This window comes from Salipaludibacillus neizhouensis (assembly GCF_002886185.1).
Classification (GTDB): Bacteria; Bacillota; Bacilli; order Bacillales; family Salisediminibacteriaceae; genus Salipaludibacillus; species Salipaludibacillus neizhouensis.
Genome location: NZ_KZ614146.1, coordinates 2526442 through 2548780, shown reverse-complemented (window position 1 = coordinate 2548780; position 22339 = coordinate 2526442). Strand labels below are relative to the sequence as shown.

Annotated in this window: 21 protein-coding genes; 20 read left to right on the top strand and 1 reads right to left on the bottom strand. The window is 38.8% G+C overall.

The window, feature by feature from the left end:
- The first annotated feature begins 91 nt into the window (after positions 1-91).
- The 12 genes from gpr (at position 92) to mtaB (ending at position 14377) form a co-directional block, all read left to right on the top strand.
- Positions 92-1216, top strand: coding sequence for a GPR endopeptidase (gene gpr / locus CEF18_RS12060; RefSeq protein ID WP_110936705.1), 1125 nt, complete (start codon positions 92-94; stop codon positions 1214-1216).
- 65 nt (positions 1217-1281) lie between these two features.
- On the top strand, positions 1282-2460 hold the full coding sequence (gene spoIIP / locus CEF18_RS12055) for a stage II sporulation protein P (RefSeq protein ID WP_110936704.1): 1179 nt from the start codon (positions 1282-1284) through the stop codon (positions 2458-2460).
- A 15-nt stretch (positions 2461-2475) separates the two neighbouring features.
- Positions 2476-2880 carry a hypothetical protein gene (locus CEF18_RS12050; protein ID WP_110936703.1) on the top strand — a complete coding sequence of 135 codons (405 nt, stop codon included), beginning with the start codon at positions 2476-2478 and terminating at the stop codon, positions 2878-2880.
- A 107-nt stretch (positions 2881-2987) separates the two neighbouring features.
- Positions 2988-4814 (top strand): translation elongation factor 4, encoded by a 1827-nt coding sequence (gene lepA, locus CEF18_RS12045; RefSeq protein ID WP_110936702.1) that lies wholly within the window; start codon positions 2988-2990, stop codon positions 4812-4814.
- Between the two features lie 387 nt (positions 4815-5201).
- Positions 5202-6344 carry a radical SAM family heme chaperone HemW gene (hemW, locus tag CEF18_RS12040; protein WP_110936701.1) on the top strand — a complete coding sequence of 381 codons (1143 nt, stop codon included), beginning with the start codon at positions 5202-5204 and terminating at the stop codon, positions 6342-6344.
- A gap of 114 nt (positions 6345-6458) precedes the next feature.
- Positions 6459-7496 (top strand): heat-inducible transcriptional repressor HrcA, encoded by a 1038-nt coding sequence (gene hrcA / locus CEF18_RS12035; RefSeq protein WP_110936700.1) that lies wholly within the window; start codon positions 6459-6461, stop codon positions 7494-7496.
- A 74-nt stretch (positions 7497-7570) separates the two neighbouring features.
- Entirely contained in the window at positions 7571-8158 is a 588-nt protein-coding gene (gene grpE / locus CEF18_RS12030; RefSeq protein WP_110936699.1) for a nucleotide exchange factor GrpE, read from the top strand.
- 30 nt (positions 8159-8188) lie between these two features.
- On the top strand, positions 8189-10036 hold the full coding sequence (gene dnaK, locus CEF18_RS12025; RefSeq protein WP_110936698.1) for a molecular chaperone DnaK: 1848 nt from the start codon (positions 8189-8191) through the stop codon (positions 10034-10036).
- Between the two features lie 152 nt (positions 10037-10188).
- A complete protein-coding gene (gene dnaJ / locus CEF18_RS12020; RefSeq protein ID WP_110936697.1) occupies positions 10189-11310 on the top strand; it encodes a molecular chaperone DnaJ in 1122 nt (373 codons plus the stop codon).
- A 24-nt stretch (positions 11311-11334) separates the two neighbouring features.
- Positions 11335-12276 carry a 50S ribosomal protein L11 methyltransferase gene (gene prmA, locus CEF18_RS12015; RefSeq protein ID WP_110936696.1) on the top strand — a complete coding sequence of 314 codons (942 nt, stop codon included), beginning with the start codon at positions 11335-11337 and terminating at the stop codon, positions 12274-12276.
- A gap of 8 nt (positions 12277-12284) precedes the next feature.
- Positions 12285-13037, top strand: a complete 753-nt coding sequence (locus CEF18_RS12010; protein ID WP_110936695.1) for a 16S rRNA (uracil(1498)-N(3))-methyltransferase — start codon at positions 12285-12287, stop codon at positions 13035-13037.
- A gap of 5 nt (positions 13038-13042) precedes the next feature.
- A complete protein-coding gene (mtaB, locus tag CEF18_RS12005) occupies positions 13043-14377 on the top strand; it encodes a tRNA (N(6)-L-threonylcarbamoyladenosine(37)-C(2))-methylthiotransferase MtaB (protein ID WP_110936694.1) in 1335 nt (444 codons plus the stop codon).
- A gap of 201 nt (positions 14378-14578) precedes the next feature.
- Here the strand turns inward: mtaB and CEF18_RS12000 are convergent, their stop codons facing one another.
- The gene (locus CEF18_RS12000; RefSeq protein ID WP_110936693.1) at positions 14579-15508 is read right to left on the bottom strand and encodes a Na/Pi symporter; all 930 of its coding nucleotides are present in this window, start codon (positions 15506-15508) and stop codon (positions 14579-14581) included.
- Between the two features lie 235 nt (positions 15509-15743).
- Here CEF18_RS12000 and rpsU point away from each other — a divergent pair, with 235 nt between their 5' ends.
- The 8 genes from rpsU to CEF18_RS11960 all read left to right on the top strand — a co-directional run bounded on the left by rpsU (position 15744) and on the right by CEF18_RS11960 (position 22334).
- Complete coding sequence (gene rpsU / locus CEF18_RS11995; protein ID WP_110936692.1) at positions 15744-15917, top strand: 30S ribosomal protein S21; 174 nt, start codon at positions 15744-15746, stop codon at positions 15915-15917.
- A 17-nt stretch (positions 15918-15934) separates the two neighbouring features.
- Positions 15935-16378, top strand: coding sequence for a GatB/YqeY domain-containing protein (locus CEF18_RS11990; RefSeq protein WP_110936691.1), 444 nt, complete (start codon positions 15935-15937; stop codon positions 16376-16378).
- Positions 16379-16769: 391 nt separating this feature from the next.
- A complete protein-coding gene (locus tag CEF18_RS11985) occupies positions 16770-18113 on the top strand; it encodes an NfeD family protein (RefSeq protein WP_110936690.1) in 1344 nt (447 codons plus the stop codon).
- Between the two features lie 30 nt (positions 18114-18143).
- Positions 18144-19151, top strand: coding sequence for a flotillin-like protein FloA (gene floA, locus CEF18_RS11980; RefSeq protein WP_110936689.1), 1008 nt, complete (start codon positions 18144-18146; stop codon positions 19149-19151).
- 52 nt (positions 19152-19203) lie between these two features.
- On the top strand, positions 19204-19719 hold the full coding sequence (locus tag CEF18_RS11975; protein ID WP_110936688.1) for a hypothetical protein: 516 nt from the start codon (positions 19204-19206) through the stop codon (positions 19717-19719).
- 126 nt (positions 19720-19845) lie between these two features.
- A complete protein-coding gene (yqfC, locus tag CEF18_RS11970; protein WP_110936687.1) occupies positions 19846-20136 on the top strand; it encodes a sporulation protein YqfC in 291 nt (96 codons plus the stop codon).
- A gap of 14 nt (positions 20137-20150) precedes the next feature.
- Positions 20151-21338: a sporulation protein YqfD gene (gene yqfD / locus CEF18_RS11965; protein WP_110936686.1), complete on the top strand. Its 1188-nt coding sequence runs from the start codon at positions 20151-20153 to the stop codon at positions 21336-21338.
- Positions 21339-21344: 6 nt separating this feature from the next.
- Complete coding sequence (locus CEF18_RS11960) at positions 21345-22334, top strand: PhoH family protein (protein WP_110936685.1); 990 nt, start codon at positions 21345-21347, stop codon at positions 22332-22334.
- Positions 22335-22339: the final 5 nt, after the last annotated feature.

The window sequence follows — 22339 nt, the reverse complement described above, 5'->3', positions numbered from 1 at the left end:
ACTATGGATTGTACCAAAAGCTTTTTTAAAATGCAATAACATTTTCCATCAATGGTTTGTGAAGATGGAGAAAAGAGAGGAAGTGTGAAAGATGGAAGAATTGGATTTAACGAAATTTCAGGTCAGAACCGACCTGGCTGTAGAAGCACATGATCTTGCAAAACAAAGAGAGGGCATTGTAAAAGAAAAGGACACAGACTCTCCATCATCATTACAGGGAGTAAGTGTTTCTGAGAAAAATGAGGAAGGAATTGATATTACTTACGTAACCATTGAGGATAGTGCAGTGGACGCTATCGGCAAAAAAGCAGGACAGTATTTAACACTTTACATTGAAGGAATACGGGAAAAAGATACTGAACTTCAAGCCAAAGCGGAAAATGTTTTTGCAAGAGAATTTAGTCACTTTTTAGATTCTGTAGGGGTAGGAAAGGAAGATTCTTGTTTAATAGTAGGATTAGGAAATTGGAATGTAACACCAGATGCTTTAGGGCCGATGGTTACTGATAATTTGTTAATTACCAAACATTTATTCCAGTTGCAGCCAGAAAATGTCCAGGAAGGTTTTCGTGAAGTAAGTGCACTGACCCCAGGTGTCATGGGACTTACTGGAATTGAGACGAGTGATATTATTATGGGTGTTGTTGAAAAAGTGAAACCCGATTTTATCATTGCTGTTGACGCCCTGGCATCGCGTTCTATTGAAAGAGTGAATACAACCATACAAGTTTCAAATACAGGGATACATCCAGGCTCAGGGGTTGGTAATAAACGGAAAGAATTATCCGAAGAAGTTCTTGGGATTCCGGTTATCGCGATTGGAGTACCTACTGTTGTAGATGCTGTTTCAATCACTAGTGATACGATTGATTATATTTTAAAGCATTTTGGAAAAGAAATTCGGGATCCTCAAGGACCAAAAGGAAGGTTAGCTCCTGCTGGAATGACATTCGGAGAAAAGAGAAAACTAACCGATGAGGACTTACCAGGTGACAAGGAAAAAGAGCTCTATTTAGGGGTAGTTGGGGGATTGGAAGAGCAAGAAAAGCGACAACTCATAGCAGAGGTTCTGTCACCGTTAGGGCAAAATCTTATGGTAACTCCTAAAGAAGTAGATGATTTCATAAAAGATATGGCCCACCTAATTGCTCAAAGTTTAAATGCTGCTTTACATGGAGATGTAGACCAAAAAAATGTAGGAGCATACACACGATAAATTCAACGTTCTATATCCTCTCTTCCTTCATATAGATTTGTTATACGGGGATGGAGAGGGTGAGAATGTTGGCAGCTAAACATTTAAATAAAAATAACAGAAGGCTTATAGGGTCGAAAAGGACAAGCCCTCATAAAAAGTTGCTATCCTTTATTTTCGGAGTTATCACTATCTTTTTCTTAACAGCAACACTAACGACTTTGGGTCCGGGTTACAGCCTTACCTCTGCATCAATTCATGAAGTGAGTCACCTTTTTTCTGCTGAAGATCTTGTGTCTGTAATGGGAAAAGAAAATAGGTATTTACAGCAAAGCTTGCCGGATGGATATGAAGAACCTTCTGTGGCACCTGTTTTGTTTGAGATAGCAACAAATTTAGATCCAGATGATCCTCGAAGTCTGCTTGGAAGAGAGTTACCGGGATTTTCACTATTTGACGGCAAAATACTTACCGCTGGAGAAGGTTCTGATTATACAAATATGCCGATTGAATCTGCACCACCGATGGAAGTTTTATTAGCAGAACGAGAAGCATCGACCGAGCGAATTGAAGAGCTTGATGAATTGAAACAAACATTTTCCGAAGAGAACAAGGAAGAATTACCAGTCACTGTACATATTGTTCACACACATAACAGAGAATCTTACCTTCCCGAGCTACAAAACTCGAAGGAAGCACTGCACGAAAGTGTCAATATTACACTGGTAGGTGAGCGGTTAGGACTGGAGCTTGCAAAATACGGAATCGGAGCAGAAGTTGATACTACGGATATAGGTGAGGAATTAAATGCACGCCAATGGGATTATAGTCAATCCTACGATATGTCCCGGGAAATAGTACAAGAAGCGTCGGAAAAAAATGACGATCTACAATTTTATTTTGACTTGCACCGTGATTCCCAGCCAAAAGAAGTGACAACAGTGGAAATGAATGGCGAATCTTATGCTAAAACTTTGTTTGTAATTGGAGAAAATAACCCCAATTATCAGGAGAATGAAGCATTAGCAAATGAATTACACAAACGACTCCAAGACCAGCATTATGGATTAAGTCGAGGGATTTTTGCACCAAATACAACCGGAGGCGGAAAAAATGGTGTCTATAATCAGGACCTGTCCAATCAAGCTATGCTTGTTGAATTTGGAGGGGTAGAAAACTCATTAGAAGAAGTATACCGTTCGATTGAATTATTTGCGAAAGTATTCAGCGAATATTATTGGGAGAATCAAGAATCCGAGGAATGAGAGGAGGGATCCGTGATGGGTCATTTATTCGTAAGGATGTGTATGTTGCTTTCTATCCTTATGTTTGGTTTTATTTTGGGGATTATATATCAGAATGAAGGACTGGCTCTTTATCAATCAAACTTTGAGGTAATTGAGGAAGAAGAAGTGGAGAATGTTCAAAATCCGAATGCTGAAAAGGAAGATGAACCTTTATTTACTCTAAAAGAAAAAGAGTCAAATATTATTGACATGGAAGATGATAATGGGATAGTTGTGTATGATGGTGAAGGTGGGGACGAAGAATTCCATCAAAAAATAACGCACGAATCCTCAACGTATGGAGGGGAAGAAAGTAGCCTCCTTTTTTCGGAAATGGGGGAGAGAACATCGGGTATGTTCGAGAGTGTATTTCAAGGTCTGTTTCGAACAGTAGAATAAATGTATTTGTAGGATTGCTTCTATTATTGCTATAATACTTAGTAGTATGATTTAAAGAGGAGACATAACCCTCTTTTGGAATGGAGTTTTGTAGGAGTGATGATGCAATGAAACCTGTAGATCGTATAAAAAGAAGAGATAAGATCCGGAATTTTTCAATTATTGCCCACATTGATCATGGGAAATCAACACTTGCTGACCGCATATTAGAAAAAACTAGTGCGCTCACTCAACGTGAGATGAAGGATCAAATGCTGGATGCGATGGATTTAGAAAGAGAACGGGGAATTACCATAAAGTTAAACGCAGTTCAGTTAACTTATACTGCAAATGACGGGGAAGAATACATATTCCATTTAATTGATACACCGGGACATGTCGACTTTGCTTATGAGGTCTCCCGGAGTTTAGCTGCCTGTGAAGGAGCTTTGCTTATTGTAGATGCAGCACAAGGAATTGAAGCACAGACATTAGCTAACGTTTATTTAGCACTTGATAATGAATTAGAAATAATTCCTGTGATAAATAAAATTGATCTTCCTAGTGCTGAACCAGAGCGTGTGATGCAGGAAGTGGAAGATGTTATAGGGTTGCAGAAAGAGGACTGTGTGTTAGCATCGGCTAAAAGTGGAATTGGTATTGAAGAGATATTGGAATCGGTTGTCAAAAACGTACCTGCACCTGATGGCGATCCTGAGGCACCGTTAAAGGCTATGATATTTGATTCGCTTTATGATCCCTATAGAGGCGTTATCGTCTATATAAGAATCATGGAAGGAACAGTAAAGCCAGGTGAAAGAATCCGAATGATGCAAACAGAGAAAGAGTTTGAAGTTCAGGAAATTGGCGTATTTAATCCTAAACCGGTTGTTCGGGAAGAATTGACTGTTGGGGACGTAGGCTTTATGATTGCCGGTATTAAAAATGTCAGCGATAGTAGAGTTGGTGATACAGTAACCTCGGCAAGTAACCCTACCGCCGAAGCATTGCCGGGATACCGTAAATTAAATCCAATGGTGTTCTGTGGATTGTACCCGGTTGATACGAACAATTATAATGAGTTAAGGGATGCACTTGAAAAATTAGAATTGAACGATGCTGCTCTTCAATTTGAAGCGGAAACCTCCCAAGCGTTAGGTTTTGGATTTCGTTGTGGGTTTTTAGGTCTTCTTCATATGGAGATTATTCAAGAAAGAATTGAGCGAGAGTTCAATATGGATCTTATAACTACAGCTCCTAGTGTTATTTATAAAGTAACGCAAACAGACGGAGAAGAAATTCGAATTGATAATCCGTCTAACATGCCTGAATCTGCAAAAATTGAGGTTGTGAAGGAACCTTATGTCAAAGCAGAAGTCATGGTTCCAAATGAGTATGTTGGAGCAGTCATGGAGCTTTGCCAACGAAAACGCGGTGATTATATTGATATGAAATATTTTGATGAGAACCGCGTCAATATTATTTATGAACTACCGTTATCGGAAATTGTATATGATTTCTTTGATACGTTAAAATCAAGTACAAAAGGATACGCCTCTTTTGACTATGAGTTAATCGACTACAAAGAAGGTAACTTGGTTAAAATGGATATTTTACTTAACGGGGAAACAGTAGATGCTTTATCGATTATCGTTCATAGAGACAGCTCTTACGATCGTGGTAAAACAATTGTTGAAAAGTTAAAGGATTTAATCCCGAGACAACATTTTGAAGTGCCTATTCAAGCTAGTATAGGTCAAAAAATAGTAGCTAGATCCACGATCAAAGCAATGCGTAAAAATGTCTTGGCAAAATGTTATGGCGGCGATATTTCGCGGAAAAGAAAATTACTGGAGAAACAAAAAGAAGGTAAGAAACGAATGAAAAGTGTAGGAAACGTTGAAATACCTCAAGAGGCGTTTATGTCTGTCTTGAGTATGGATGAAAAAAAATAACTCAAGTGATGAGGGGAGTATCAGGAGGACATTATTGACCTTTTGGCACGCCCTCTTCGCCTTTAAAGAGCTTAAGCAATAGTTTACAGTTTGTATAGAGATTGCAGCTACCTTCACGCCGCACGTATCAAGGGAAACCCATCCTACCTTTCGAGTAGCACCTACACGCAATACATAGGTTCTACTCGGGGCGGCGGAAGCTGACGCTGTATTTAATAAAAGACGGCTATGCCGTTTTTTACAAGATAAGAATTTATAAGTTGACAGCTATCTTTACGCCACAAGCATCAAGGGAAGTTCGCCCTTGATGCTTAAATGATGGTGGCTTTAAAGATCACGCTGTATTTAATAAAAGACGCTTTGCGTTTTTCTTATAGGAGGATCCTTGTGCCACGTTCTATTTATGTACATGTACCATTTTGTGAGCAGATTTGTCATTATTGTGATTTCAATAAGTTTTTCCTGGAAAATCAACCAATCGATGAATATTTAGCTCTTTGTGAGAAAGAAATGAAGTTAACGCAGGAAAAGTTCCCTTCGCAAGATAAAATTGAAACGATATATGTTGGTGGAGGGACACCAACATCTCTATCAACTGAGCAATTAAAGAGGCTGTTACTTAGTATTAAATCGCATTTTCCGTTGGCTGATCCAGTTGAATGGACCGTGGAAGTAAACCCCGGCAGTGCAGACAAAGAGAAACTTGCAATGCTAAAAGAGGTAGGGGTTAATCGATTAAGTATTGGTGCTCAAACCTTTGACCCAAAATTACTGCAGGCGATTAACCGTGACCATAAAACAAGTGACATCGAGCGCACTGTCCACATGAGTCGTGAGGCAGGGATTACCAATCTTTCTCTTGATTTAATGTTCGGATTGCCGAATCAAACAATGGCACAGTGGGAATCAACTCTGAAAGAAGCATGTGACTTGCCGATTGAGCACATTAGTGCTTATTCATTGAAGGTTGAAGCGAAAACGGTGTTTTATCAAATGCATCGGAAAGGTCAACTTTCATTGCTGCCTCAGGAGCTCGAAGCAGATATGTATGAGAAACTTCGTGAAGTTTTAGAAATAAATGATTTCCAGCAATATGAAATTAGTAATTTTGCTAAAAATGGATTAAAAAGTGAGCACAATTTAACTTATTGGAACAATGATGAATATTATGGTATAGGTGCGGGAGCGCATAGCTATGTAAACGGTGTAAGACGAGCAAATAATGGTCCGTTGCCAAAATATATGAAGGCACTTCGTCAGAATGCGTTACCGTATTTAGAAGAACATGAAGTACCTGTAAAAGAAAAGATGGAGGAACAAATGTTTATGGGACTCCGCAAATTAGAAGGGATTTCGAGTGAAACCTTTTACGAAAGATTTTCTTTAGGCATTCACGATGTTTTTCCGGATGTTATTGACAGTTTAAAAGCAAACTCTCTTTTAGAAGAAAAAAATCAGTTCATACGCTTGACAGATAAGGGTTTACTGCTTGGTAATGAGGTATTTGAAAAGTTCCTTCTAGCTGATTAAAGAAAAAAGTTTACAGAAATAACGCTCTCCCGTTGACAACTTCAATCCATCTTTGGTAACTTATATTATAGATTTAGCACTCGCAGACACAGAGTGCTAACAGGGGGGATGTATATGTTGACAGATCGTCAGTTACTAATTCTCAAAGCTATCGTAGATAACTATGTTACGAATGCTGAACCTGTGGGATCAAGAAGTATATCAAAAAGAGATGATGTAACTTTTAGTCCAGCAACGATTAGGAATGAGATGTCAGATTTAGAGGAATTAGGTTTTTTAGAGAAACCTCATAGTTCCGCTGGCAGAATTCCTTCACAAAAGGGATATCGGTATTATGTCGATCATTTAATATCACCCAGCAAATTAACAAAAAATGAAGTATCTGATATTCAGTCCATTTTAGCGAATCGCTTTGATGAAATAGAGCAAGTTATTCAAGAGTCAGCAAAAGTGCTATCAAGCTTAACCAGTTATACTTCCATTGTCATTGGTCCAGAAGTATTCGAATCGAGATTACGGCAATTGCAGCTTATACCTATCTCCGAAACCCAGGCTGTTGTCATTATCGTAACGGATACTGGCCACGTAGAAAATCAGACTGTTCATTTTCCTGGGAAATTAGACGGTTCTGAACTAGAAAAAGTGGTTAATATTTTAAATGAGAAACTTCGAGGTATTCCAATGGTACAACTACAGGAAAAATTATCATTGGAAATCTCGAATGTTTTGAAAAAATATATTACTCAATACGAGTCAATGATCGACATGCTTCAGGATGTTTTCCAAAGGCACCAACATGAAAAAGTATTTTACGGTGGTAAAACTAATATTTTGAGTCAACCTGAGTTTCATGATGTGGAGCGGGTTCGTAACATACTTGATATTTTTGAAGAAGATAAATTAGTATCGAAGTTGTTTCGTTCAGCAGAAAATGGGTTAACCATTAAAATAGGTGAAGAAAATCATTTTGAACCATTCAGCGATTGTACAATTATTACTGCCACTTATTCTCTGGATGGGAAACATATGGGCACGGTTGGTATTTTGGGTCCTACGCGAATGGAGTACCCCCGTGTCATCAGCATTATGGATTATTTGTCTAAAGATATGACAAAGCTATTGACGGCATGGAATCATCGAAAATCGGAATAATATTCATGTATAAAAGAGGGGTTCCTTTTTTATACTGAATAAAAATATTTTATTGATTTAAGGAGGTGAGAAACATGGAAAATGAAGAAAGAAAAGAAGTTTACGACGATCAAGATACAAAAGGTTCCACTGAAGACGAAGTCATTGAGCCTGTTCACGCGGAGCTAGTAGACGACGAAGAGGGTCAAGAGGATACTGACGAAGAAGAAACTTCAGATGAGCTTAACCAGTTGAATGAAAAACTTGAAGAAACTAATAATCGTCTATTGAGAACTCAAGCAGACTTTGATAATTTCCGACGTCGAATGAATAAGGAAAAAGAATCGGCGGCTAAATATAAATCTCAAAGCTTAGCAGAAAGTCTCTTACCGGCCATGGATAACTTTGAAAGAGCATTACAGGTTGATGCTCAATCAGAGGATACAAAGGGCTTGTTACAAGGGATGGAAATGGTATACCGACAGTTAAAAGAAGCTCTTGAAAAAGAGGGGATTGTACCTATTGAGACAGTAGGGCAGCCGTTTGATCCTCATTTTCATCAGGCAGTGATGCAAGTAGAATCAGAAGAATTTGAGTCAAATATTGTCGTGGAAGAGTTACAACCAGGATACAAACTGAAAGATAGAATTATTAGACCAGCAATGGTAAAAGTTAATGCATAATACATATGCAAAGAATGGGAGGAATATTTCATGAGTAAAGTTATTGGAATTGATTTAGGTACGACTAACTCTTGTGTAGCAGTAATGGAGGGTGGCGAGCCAGTAGTTATTGCAAATGCTGAAGGTTCAAGAACGACACCATCTGTTGTAGCGTTTAAGGATGGGGAGCGTCAAGTTGGGGAAGTAGCAAAACGACAAATGATCACAAACCCTAACACAATTACATCTATTAAACGTCACATGGGTACAGATTATAAAATTGAGGCAGAAGGCAAAGATTACACGCCACAAGAAATTTCCGCTATTGTATTACAAAAATTAAAATCTGACGCAGAAGCTTATCTTGGGGAAAAGGTAACGAAAGCAGTTATCACTGTTCCTGCTTATTTTAATGATTCACAACGTCAAGCTACTAAAGATGCTGGTAAAATCGCTGGTCTTGAAGTTGAAAGAATCGTTAACGAGCCAACTGCTGCAGCTTTAGCTTACGGTTTGGAAAAACAAGAAGATCAAACGATCCTTGTATATGACCTTGGTGGTGGAACATTTGACGTGTCTATCCTTGAGCTTGGAGAAGGATTTTTCGAAGTTAAAGCAACATCCGGTGATAACAAACTTGGTGGGGATGACTTTGACCAAGTAATTATCGACTATTTAGTTGCTGAGTTTAAGAAAGAAAACGGTGTTGATTTATCTCAAGATAAAATGGCACTTCAACGTCTGAAAGATGCTGCTGAAAAAGCGAAAAAAGATTTGTCAGGTGTTTCTCAAACACAAATCAGTCTTCCGTTTATCACAGCTGATCAATCAGGACCGAAGCACTTAGAATTAAGCCTTTCTCGTGCTAAGTTTGATGATCTTACTTCTAATCTTGTTGAAAGAACAATGGGACCTACTCGCCAGGCTCTAAAAGATGCTGGTATCTCAGCAGGCGAAGTGGATAAAGTAGTTCTTGTTGGTGGATCTACTCGTATCCCTGCGGTTCAAGAAGCAATTAAAAAAGTAGCTGGAAAAGATCCTCATAAAGGTGTAAATCCGGATGAAGTAGTAGCATTAGGTGCTGCAGTTCAAGCGGGTGTATTAACAGGAGACGTGAAAGATGTTGTATTACTTGATGTTACTCCACTTTCTCTAGGTATTGAAACAATGGGCGGCGTAATGACAAAGTTGATTGAAAGAAATACGACTATCCCTACAAGTAAATCACAAACATTCTCTACAGCTGCTGATAATCAGCCATCCGTAGATATTCATGTTTTACAAGGTGAGCGAGAAATGGCTCCTGATAACAAAACGCTTGGTCGATTCCAATTAACGGATATTCCACCTGCACCACGTGGCACTCCGCAAATTGAAGTGACGTTTGATCTTGATGCGAATGGAATTGTGAACGTTCGTGCCAAAGACATCGGAACTAATAAAGAACAATCAATCACCATTACTTCCTCTTCAGGTTTGTCTGATGAAGAAGTAGAGAAAATGGTCAAGGATGCAGAAGAGAATGCTGAAGAAGACAAGAAACGTCGTGAAGAGATTGACCTTCGTAATGAAGCAGATCAACTCGTATTCACAACGGAGAAAACGTTGAAAGATCTTGGAGAAGATAACGTAGATGCTGCCGATAAAGAAAAAGCGGAAGCTGCAAAAGAAAAAGTAAAAACTGCTCTTGAAGGAGAAGACATTGAAGCTATCACAACAGCTAAAGATGAGCTTCAAGAGATTGTACAGGAACTCTCCACAAAGATGTATGAGCAAGCAGCACAACAAGCACAGGCTGCTCAAGAAGCAGAAGGTGGCGGAGAATCAGGCGGAAACGATGAAGATGTCGTTGATGCAGATTATGAAGAAGTGAAAGATGACGACAAAAAGGATCAATAGTACCGAGTAAGTGAAAAGTCAAAGTCAGGTTTTCCTTGGCTTTGACTTTTTTCACGAATGATCAAGTTAGTAAATAATAGATAATCTTGCCTGATTACATTGGGAATGTTAAGATATTCGTTATGTATTAAAAGCAGTGGGGAGTGAGATTGATGAGTAAAAAAGACTTTTACGATGTCCTTGGAGTTGAACAAGGAGCATCGGAAGCGGAAGTAAAAAAAGCGTATCGCAAGCAAGCAAGAAAATTTCATCCGGATGTCAACAAAGAGGCTGACGCGGAAGAGAAGTTTAAAGAAGTAAAAGATGCATATGATACATTAAGTGATCCACAGAAACGAGCCCATTATGATCAATTTGGTCACACAGATCCGAATCAAGGTTTCGGTGGACAAGGTGATTTCGGTGGCGGCGGTTTTAGTGACATTTTTGATATGTTCTTCGGAGGCGGAGGCCGTAGAGATCCAAATGCTCCTAGACAAGGTGCTGATATGCAGTATACGATGAACCTTGATTTTAAAGAAGCAGTGTTCGGGAAAGAAATGGACATTGAAATTCCTCGCGAAGAAGAGTGTGACACATGTGATGGTTCAGGTGCTAAACCAGGAAGCTCTCCGGAAACATGTTCTCACTGTGGTGGTGCCGGTCAATTAAATGTCGAACAAAACACACCTTTTGGTCGAGTAGTTAACCGTCGAGTATGTCATCATTGTGACGGAACGGGTCAATTCATTAAAAATAAGTGTCGTACTTGTGGCGGTAAAGGTAAAGTTAAAAAGCGTAAAAAAATTCATATTAAAATACCAGCAGGGGTAGATACAGGACAACAAATTCGTGTATCCGGCCAAGGTGAACCTGGGATGAACAGAGGTCCAGCCGGCGATTTATACGTTGTCTTTAACGTAAAAGGACATGAATTCTTTAAACGTGACGGAGATGATATTTTCTGTGAAATGCCAATTACCTTTGTTCAGTCCGCGTTAGGTGATGAAATTGAAGTGCCAACGCTTGAAGGAAAAATAAAGTTAAAAGTACCAGCAGGAACGCAAACTGGTACCAACTTCCGCTTACGTGGTAAAGGTGTGCCGAATGTTAGAGGTATGGGTCAAGGTGATCAGCACATTCAAATGAAAGTCATTACTCCTAAAACCCTTACCGACCGTCAAAAAGAGTTATTAAGAGAATTCTCTGAAATTAGCGGAAATGAAGCACCAGATGAACAAAATGATAACTTCTTTTCAAAAGTAAAAAGAACTTTTAAGAGCTTCGGAGAATAAAGATTAAAACGAGGAGTTGGTTAGATGAAATGGTCTGAGATAAGCATACAAACCTCTCAAGAAGCAGTTGATCCGGTTAGTAATATTCTGCACGAAGCTGGAGCCAGTGGAGTTGTAATAGAGGATCCAGAGGACTTAAAACGTGATTGGGAAACAAAGTTTGGGGAAATTTATGAACTTTCCCCTGATGACTATCCTGAAGAAGGAGTTTTACTAAAAGCATATCTTCCCGTAAACAGTTTTCTTGGAGATGCCGTCGATGAAATAAAAGAGGCCATTAACCAACTTCTTGCTTATAATATTGATATTGGACACAATAAAGTTACTGTAAGTGAAGTAAATGAAGAAGATTGGGCAACGGCTTGGAAGAAATATTATAAGCCTGTGAAAATTTCCGATCACATTACGATAACACCGACTTGGGAAGATTATAAAGCAGTTCAAGACGACGAGATGATCATTGAGCTAGATCCGGGAATGGCATTTGGAACAGGGACACACCCCACGACAGTTCTTTGTATTCAAGCTCTCGAAAAACATATGAAAAAGGGTTCAACGGTAGTTGATGTAGGAACAGGATCAGGGGTTTTAAGTATAGCTGCCGCAAAATTAGGAGCTGCGAGAGTAGAGGCTTTAGATTTAGATGAGGTTGCTGTTGAGTCAGCATTATTGAATATCACACTTAATAACACGCAAGATATCGTATCCGTTCAGCAAAGTAACTTGTTAGATCAAGTGAAAGATTCATCGGATATTATCGTAGCAAATATTCTTGCAGAAGTAGTTGTTAAAATGACGAAAGATGCTTTTAGACTGCTTGAACCAAACGGAAAGTTAATTACCTCTGGAATTATTCAAACCAAAAGAGCAATGGTAAAAGAGGCTATGCTGTCTGCTGGATTTCAAATAGATGAAATCGTAGAGATGGAAGACTGGATTGCAATTGTCGCAAAAAAGCCAGAATAGGTGAGTGCATGCAACGATATTTTTTGAGCAAATCTCAATTTGAAAACGACTATGTTATGATAGAGAATGAAGATGCAAAGCATATTTCCCGTGTAATGAGGATGAATCCTGAGGACACGGTAATTTGCTGTAATGAGGAAGGTTCGTGTTACCTGTGTGAGCTAACAGAGACAGCAGCAGATTTAGTGAAAGCAAAAATCGTGAAGGAATTGGATAAAGACGCAGAAATGCCAGTGAAAGTATCGATTGCTCATGGGTTACCAAAAAGCGATAAGTTAGAGCTGGTGATTCAAAAGGGAACAGAACTTGGAGCGCATTCTTTTATTCCTTTTCAAGCCGACCGTTCAATTGTTAAAGTTGATTCAAAAAAACAAGCAAAAAAACTTGAACGTTGGGAAAAAATTGCAAAAGAAGCTGCCGAACAGTCGCATCGGAACTATGTCCCAAAAGTTCATCAAGTCCATTTATTAAACGACTTACTAAAAACCTTTCATCACTTTTCATCAGTCATTGTTGCCTATGAAGAAGATGCTAAGGACGATGAGAAAAGCCGATTCCGTCAAATCCTGCAACGTACTAAAGCTGGAGATTCACTTTTACTTGTAGTTGGTCCAGAAGGTGGTTTTTCTGATCGAGAAATAGAAAAAATGAAAGAAGCAGGGGCTATTAGCTGTGCGTTAGGTCCAAGAATTTTACGGAGTGAAACAGCTCCTTTATATGGTTTAGCAGCCATATCATACCATTTTGAATTACTGGGGTGAAAATAATGCCAACGGTCGCATTTCATACGTTAGGGTGTAAAGTAAATCATTATGAAACAGAGTCAATTTGGCAATTGTTTCAAAATGCAGGTTATGAAAAAGAAGAATACACACATATTTCCGACGTTTATGTTATTAATACTTGTACAGTAACAAATACTGGTGACAAGAAAAGTCGCCAAGTTATTCGTCGTGCGATTAGAAAAAATCCTAATGCAGTTGTCTGCGTAACAGGATGTTACGCTCAAACATCTCCCGCAGAGGTAATGGCTATTCCTGGTGTTGATATTGTAGTAGGGACACAGGATCGTCATAAGCTAATAGACTATATCGAACAGTATAAAAATGAACGCGAGCCAATTAATGGTGTAGGTAACATCATGAAAGCACGAGTCTATGAAGAACTGGATGTTCCTTCTTTTACTGACAGAACTCGTGCCTCGCTGAAAATTCAAGAGGGCTGCAATAACTTTTGTACGTTCTGTATTATTCCATGGGCAAGAGGACTAATGCGCTCTAGAAAACCAGAGGATGTTCTTCAGCAAGCAGAACAATTAGTAGAAGCAGGCTATAAAGAAATTGTTTTGACAGGAATCCATACAGGTGGGTATGGAGAGGACATGAAGAATTACAGCTTATCGAACCTGTTGGCGGATTTAGAGAAAATTACCGGATTGAAAAGAATTCGCATTTCCTCTATTGAAGCGAGTCAGATTACTGATGCTGTCATTGACGTGATCGATAAGTCCAAGAAAATTGTACGACATCTTCATGTGCCTTTGCAGTCAGGCTCAGATACGGTATTAAAAAGAATGAGACGTAAATATGAAATCTCCTTTTACAGGGAGAGGGTAGATCTCTTGAAAAAAGCACTTCCTGGTCTTGCTGTCACTTCCGATGTTATCGTAGGTTTCCCAGGTGAGACAGAGGAAGAGTTTCAGGAAACGTATGACTTTATCCGTGAAATTGGTTACTCTGAACTTCATGTTTTTCCTTATTCAATGAGAACAGGTACGCCTGCTGCCAGAATGGAAAATCAGGTTGAGGACAGCATTAAACATAAGCGTGTCCAACAGCTAATAGAGCTTTCCAATCAGCAAGCAAAAGAGTATGCCAGCCTTCATGAAGGTGAAGTGCTTGAAATGATTCCTGAAGAAGAGGATAAAGAAAACCCGGAGTACTTAATTGGTTATACGGATAACTACATGAAAGTGAAAGTTCCATTAGGAAAAGATATGATTGGCAAGATCGTGAAAGTGAAAATTGAGCGGCCCGGGTATCCTTTCAATATTGGATCTTTCGTAAAAGTAGTAAAAGATGAACAACCAGAATTAGTTTAGTTTTCTATTGTGATGTTCTAAAAATGAAAAAGATGACTTTGGTTTTCTGCCAGGGTCATCTTTTTTGATTTTGGTTCTGTTTAATCTAATTGTTGATTGAGTAGCTCAAGCTCAGAGGGTATTCGAAACGAGGCGCGGACTGGAAATTGGATTTTTATTTGAAATGACTCTAGTTTTAATAGATAAAAAGTGTATTCTAATCTAGATTTTCCTATAGTGAATCCATTCTATAAATCTTGAGAAAGGACTAATCACAGGTAAAATTAGTAATGCACTAATTATATTGAATAGGAACGCAGCGTTAACAAGGTGTTGACTCTTACTATCGCTTGTTAATATTATCAACTCTGAAAAGGTTTCTATAAACGGAAAAAATAAGCAAACACCAATTATATTTATCCATATATGAGCATAAGCTGCGAGTTTTGCGTCCTTTGAACCTCCTAGACAAGCTAACCAAGCTGTAGCACAGGTGCCGATGTTTGCACCAAACACAATTGCAATTGAAGCAGGGAGTGAGAGAATATTTTCGTCTAAAAAACTCATTGCCATAGCGGAAACAGCAGAGCTGGATTGAATGACACTACTAAGAATAATACCGATAAACAAACCTAAACTTGTATATTCCTGAGACCACATAAACCAATCATATACGGTTGGGATAGCCGACAAAGGTGCGGCCAATGTTTCAAAACCGTGCATAGAAACAAAAATGATACCTAGCCCAAAAAAGAAACACCCCATCGAGAATGTTGCTTCTTGCGATGAAAAAAGTAATAAAGCTCCAATAATAAGGCATGGGATAATAAGATATGATAATTCAAAGGCAAGAAGTTCCAGGGTGAATACTGTACCTATGTTCGCACCAAGAATTAAGCCAATGCATTGCTTGAAACGGATTATCTTAGTGGAGACAAGACCTATTGTGATAACCATTACAGCTGAACTACTCTGAAGCGCTGCGGAAGCAATTATTCCTGTTAATAGTCCTTTTATGGGATGATCGATGAATTGATATGTCAGGTAAGGGATTTTGGTTTTGAAACGAAGCAATAATCCGTGCCTCATGACGAACATTCCAAACAAAAATAAAGAAATGAATATTGCAAATAATGTAATCCATTCACTCATAAACATACCTCCTCCTCCAACTATATGGCTATAGTGGGACAAGGATGACAAGTATTTCAGATTGTTTTTATAAACGATTTTGAACAAGCACTATAGTAATAGATTCGCTTTTTATTAGTATAAATAGTAGGATATTTTAAAAATAAAGTTGACCATAACTTCCCATTCATATATAATAAAAAAAGACATGCAATTTGGCATGTTTTGATTGGTTGCTCGGAGGGAGGGATACAGAATGGCAGAAACTCGTGTACGTAAGAATGAAACTTTAGATACTGCTCTTCGTCGCTTCAAGAAAACTATTTCTAAAGAAGGTACGATGGCAGAGGTTAAAAAGCGTAAACACTATGAAAAACCTAGTATTAAGAAAAAGAAGAAGTCCGAAGCGGCTCGTAATCGTAAGTTCTAAGGAGAGGGTGTATTTCCTTGAAGTTTCTTGATCGATTAAATCAAGATATGAAGGATGCCATGCGGAGTAAAGATAAGCAACGCCTTTCGGTTATTCGGTCTGTAAAAGCATCAATTCAGAACGAATCTATCAACAAAGGTGAGGAGCTTACTGAAGATGAAATCTTAACGATTTTAAATCGTGAGATGAAACAACGCAATGAATCCCTCCAGGAATTTGAGCAAGCAAATAGAGAAGATCTCGTTCAAAAGACAAAAGTCGATATTGATATTTTGACTGAATATATGCCGTCACAGCTCTCTGATGAGGAGCTCCAGCTAGTAGTGAATGATACGATTCAAGAAGTTGGTGCAAAGTCTAAAGCAGATATGGGTAAAGTGATGGGCGCGATTATGCCTAAAGTAAAAGGCCGTTCAGATGGATCGAAAATTAGACAACAAGTGGAACAATCATTAACTTAATTAATTAACGAACGCCTTGTAGAATTCTACAAGGCGTTTTTACTTTGTCTGAGTTTGTTTGGTTGATGACCTAGGTGATTATTTAAAGTGAGGGACGTCAAATGAACGTGTAAGGTGAGGAAATAAGCGTTTGCACATTGTAGCATCTCCATCTCCACCTACTGCTCTAAGTGCTACATGAGGAAGCGAGGGAACGCTCACTGTTTTAAAGGCTGTCTCAAAAAGGTATTTTGTATCTTTGGAGACAGCCTCTTTCTTTATGTTTTCTGAAATAAAAGGTAAAATAAAAGAAGTAATTGTTAATAGTATGATTAGTGAAACTTCATACTGACTTATCCGTAAATGAATTTATGGGAGAAAACAGTAAGAAATAGAAAGGGGGTTCAGAAAAATGAATAAAAAAATAAGGCTAATGATTTTTTCATCTATGATTGTCCTGGCTTTTGTCTTATTAATATTCTCCCCACCCCAGGCAGAAAGTGAAGGTGAAGGTGATTTAGTATACTATATTCCAGTTGAGCAAGCTGTAGAAAGAGGCTTGGAAGCTTTTCTAAACCGTTCTATAAAAAAGGCAGAAGAAGAGGGAGCAGATCATATTGTTCTGGAAGTAGATACACCTGGTGGTTTGGTAGATGCAGCAGGCGATATTGCTAAGCTGGTGAGAGATACAACGACACCAACCACGGCTTTTGTTGTTGGTGAAGCAATGTCTGCAGGTGCTTATATCTCTCTAAATGCTGATCAGATCGTTATGATGCCAGGAACGGAGATGGGAGCTGCTCAAGTAATTGATGGCTCCGGGAATGCTGCAAGCAGCAAAGCCCACTCAGCGTGGCTCTCAAGAATGCGAAGTGCTGCGGGTTTAAACGATAGAGATGAAAAATACGCGCTGGCAATGGCCGATCCGCAGGTGGATTTACCTGATTACGGTGCCCCGGAAGGCAAACTTCTTTCATTAACTAGCGAAGAGGCTTTGGAAGTTGGCTATGCCGAAGCAGTTCTAGAGAATAGAGAAGAACTTCTTGCTTTCCTAGGTATGGAAAATGCTGAAGAACGGGTAGCTGAAGTTAGTTTAGCCGAAAAAATTGCCCGATTTGTTACAAATCCTATTGTTATCCCGATACTTTTATCGGTAGGAAGCTTAGGACTAGTATTAGAATTATTTTCTCCCGGCTTTGGAATCCCCGGTATTATGGGAGCAACTTCATTGTTTTTGTATTTCTTTGGACATTTAGTTGCGGGATTCGCTGGTTGGGAAACTTTAATTTTGTTTGGAATAGGGGTAATATTACTCCTGATTGAAATTTTCTTACCCAGCTTTGGGATTTTCGGGATTATGGGAATTGGTGCAATAGTGGGGAGTCTGGTGTTAAGTTCATACTCCACATCGTATATCCTTTTATCCGTTGTAATTGCAGGAATAATTACAGTAATCGCCTCTATTATGTTTATTAAATATGTTGGATACCGTGGGCCATTTAAAAAGGTCATCTTAACTGCTCAAACGAAAACCGACCAGGGTTACGTTTCTAATACGTCTCGCAGTGAGATTGTAGGAGAGGTAGGCGAAGTATTAACAAGCCTTAGACCTTCAGGAACTGCGTTAATAAAGAACGAACGACTTGACGTGGTTTCTGAAGGAGGATATATTGAACAAGGAAGTAAAGTCAAGGTCATATCTGCAGTTGGCTCTCGAATAGTTGTTCGGGAAGAAAGACTCGGGTCTGATGATTAATCGGTTGAAAAAGGAAAAGGAGGAAAACAAATGAACTTAGAAGAGATTGGTATATTTATTGTCATTGGTCTTATTATAATTGCAATAGGTGTACTTGTAACATTTGTTCCAGTGGCATTGTGGATTTCTGCATGGGCTGCTGGTGTTAAGGTAGGTATTTTCGAACTAGTTGGAATGAGGCTTCGTCGGGTTATACCACATCGTGTTGTTAATCCATTGATTAAAGCTGTAAAAGCTGGTTTAGAACTCAATACTAACAAGCTTGAAGGTCATTATTTGGCAGGTGGTAACGTAGATAGAGTCGTAAACGCTCTCATCGCTGCACAACGGGCAAATATTGATTTGACATTTGAACGTGCCGCCGCTATTGATCTGGCAGGACGTGATGTACTAGAAGCTGTTCAAATGAGTGTTAATCCGAAAGTAATTGAAACGCCTTTTATTGCTGGTGTGGCAATGGATGGTATCGAAGTGAAAGCCAAAGCTAGAATTACTGTTCGTGCTAACATTGATCGCCTTGTCGGGGGTGCTGGAGAAGAAACAATCATCGCCCGAGTTGGTGAAGGGATTGTATCTACAATTGGTTCCGCTAAAAATCATGCGGCAGTGCTGGAAAGTCCAGACATGATTTCTCAGACGGTATTGAAAAAAGGCTTAGATGCTGGTACAGCGTTTGAAATTCTATCAATTGATATTGCTGATATTGATATCGGTAAAAACATTGGAGCAGGATTGCAAACGGATCAAGCAGAAGCTGACAAGAAAATTGCTCAAGCTAAAGCAGAAGAACGTCGTGCTATGGCTGTTGCAGCTGAGCAAGAAATGACAGCAAGAGTAGAAGAAATGCGAGCGAAGGTTGTTGAAGCAGAAGCAGAAGTACCTAGGGCTATGGCGGAAGCTTTCCGTTCAGGAAATTTAGGGGTAATGGATTACATGAACTTCAACAATGTCAAGGCAGATACGGATATGAGAGGATCTATCGGTAAAGCTACTGACTCAAGTGAAGATGATACAAATAACCCAGGATCCAATCGGTAATGATTGAAAGAGGGACTTCCTTTTGTTCCTATTATGAAGGGAGCGTAGATTAATGGAAGGCATATTCCAATTATTACAAGAATCACCTCTTATTCTCTTTTTCATCATTGCAGCATTGATTAGCTTTTTTCGTGGCAGTGCCAAAAAGAATGCTCCGGAACAAGGACAGTCGCAGCATAAATCAGAAACTGATAATCGAAAGCAAGAGGTTGATTGGAAAGATATTTTTCGCCAGGAAGAACGGTCAGCGGATAATTATCCCCAAGAACGTCAAGCAGAGGATCACTCAAATGACTCAGATTCAAGGAGTGCATCGCTATCAGAGGTAGATGCTGAAATAGGCACTGCAAGTCATGAGCTGCAAGAACGTTATAATAGGCTTCAAGAGCGTAAAAAACAAGCAATGAAAAGAGCTGGAGAAGTGGATGATTCTGCAATAGGTCGTCCAGGAAATGTAAGGTCACCTAAAGTCAGACTCGACTTTAGCAGAGTTTCTGGAAACGATGCAGTAAAAGGAGTCATTTGGGCAGAAATTTTAGGGAAGCCTAAAGGACGAAGACGTCCATAATTATATAGTTAAACTTGAGAGACTAGTTTGATTTATCACTTTTAGTGATAAATCAGCTAGTCTCTTTTCTTTTTTGTGATAGTAGAGTGATTAAATTCATACATATTAGTGGAGAGGTGGTTCAACATGAAGCAATTTCAAAAATGGGTAAAAAAGTGGATGGTAAATTATTTAGATTTACCTGCCGATGTTGTGATGGATTTACCTAGGATCACTTTGGTTGGGAACCTTCATATTTATATTGAGAACCATCAAGGTGTCTTGTTATTTACAGACAAGGAATTAAAGCTAGCTTTAACGGATGGGGAACTTTTAATTAGAGGTGAACAGTTCATCATCAAGAAAATCCATGCTGAAGAAATATTACTTGAAGGAAAAATAAAAGATGTCCATTATCTCGATAGAAATCGTGACTGAGAGGAGAAGTAAATATGCGTAATGATTGGCTGAAGAATTACAAAGGTTTCATGAAAATTCGGATCAAAGAGACCACTCCTGAGAAATTTATTAGACTGAGCAAAGAAATTGGTTTAGAGATATGGGGGATTGAATACGAGTCAGAAGAGATTTTCACAGCCCATGTTAATTTAGATGATTTGGGGGCTGTCAAAAAAGTGGCCAAGCTTTTGTCCTGCAAGGTTACATTTACGAGAAAGAAAGGTGCACCTTTTTTATGGGCAAGCATATGGAATCGCAAGGGAATGGTTATGGGTATATTAAGTTGTTTTCTCTGTATAATTGTGCTTTCTAATATGGTTTGGAAAATTGAAATAGATGGAGCTACTCCGGAGTTAGAACACGAAGTAATGACAACGATAGACGAACTGGGAGTTAAAAAGGGAAGTATCGCATTATTTTTGCCGCCTCCTGAACAAATTCAAACGCATATCATGAATGAAAGAGAAGATATTACTTGGGTAGGGGTTACAAGACAAGGCTCATCTTATCACTTCCAAATAGTGGAAAAAGAGATTGTTGAAAAAACACCAGCTACGATAAACGGTCACTTAGTAGCAACTAGAAAAGCGATGGTTCATGACTTTTTTGTAGAAAAAGGAAAATTGATCGTGCGTGAGAATGAACTTGTCGAAAAGGGTGATATATTAGTCTCGGGTAATATAGGTAAAGAAGGAGAAGAAAAGCAAGTGTCAGCTACAGGAACAGTTCTAGGAGAGTTTTGGTACAAAGCTGACATTGAGGTCCCTCTTTTATCCGCTGTGGAAGAGTTAACTGGAGAAGTTCAAAAAAAACATTTTATCGGTAATGATCGATTCCAATTTCCGATATGGGGGATAGGTAAACCTGATTCAGAGGAAACAGTGAAAGAAATTTTTAGAGAGAATTGGGAGATACTAGGTGTAACTCTTCCCATTTCATATGGGTATTCTTATGAATACGGAATAGAAGATATTGAAAAAGAATTGCTAAAAAAAGAGGCATTGGAAATTGCTATGGAGGAAGGGAAAAAAAGTTTACTTGATAATTTTTCCAATCACGCGCAAATTATGGATGAAAAAGTTTTGCACCAATCAATTGAGGGTGGTAAAGTAAAGGTATCCATACACTTTAAAATCATCGATGATATCGCGGTGAGACAGCCTATCATTCAAGGAGACTGAGTAAATTTGACGGAGAATAAAAAGACAATAGAATTAAACATTCAAGGGGCAAATGAAGTACAAGCTTTGTTTGGACCAAATGATAAACATTTACAACGACTGGAAGAAACGTTTTCAACAACGATATTAACAAGAGGTCAAGAAGTAACTATTTCTGGTGATGAAGAAACGATTAAGCATATTGTCGATATTTTAGAGATGCTATTAAAATTGATTAGAAATGGTGTCGCCATTCAAGAAAGAGATGTTGTTTATGCATCTCAGCTATCTAATCGTGGCTTATTGGATGAGATGACTGACTTGTACGAAGATAAAATAACAACGACATCTAAAGGGAAACCAATTTTGGCGAAGACTTTAGGTCAGCGTCACTATGTATCAGCAATCCGAAAAAATGATATTGTTTTTGGGATTGGGCCCGCTGGAACAGGTAAAACCTATTTAGCTGTGGTATTAGCAGTTCATGCATTAAAAGAAGGACATGTAAAAAAAATTGTATTGACTCGCCCTGCGGTTGAAGCCGGGGAAAGTTTAGGGTTCCTGCCAGGGGATTTAAAAGAAAAAGTAGACCCTTACCTGCGTCCTTTGTATGATGCTCTACATGATCTATTAGGAGCTGAACATACAGAACGTTTGATTGAGCGAGGGACAATAGAGATTGCACCTCTTGCATATATGAGAGGGCGCACATTGGATGACTCATTTATTATATTAGACGAAGCACAGAACACAACATCAGAGCAAATCAAGATGTTTCTTACACGTCTGGGGTTCGGTTCCAGAATGGTTATTACAGGTGACTTGACACAAATAGACCTTCCCCGTGGCAAAGTGTCTGGATTAAAAGTCGCAACTAATATTTTGAGCAATGTGGAAGGTATGTCATTTATCCACTTAGAACCGTCTGATGTAGTTCGGCATACGCTTGTGCAAAAAATTATTCGTGCCTATGAAGCAGAGGATGATCGCGAAAATAAAATAACTAAAAATGGATAAGTTTA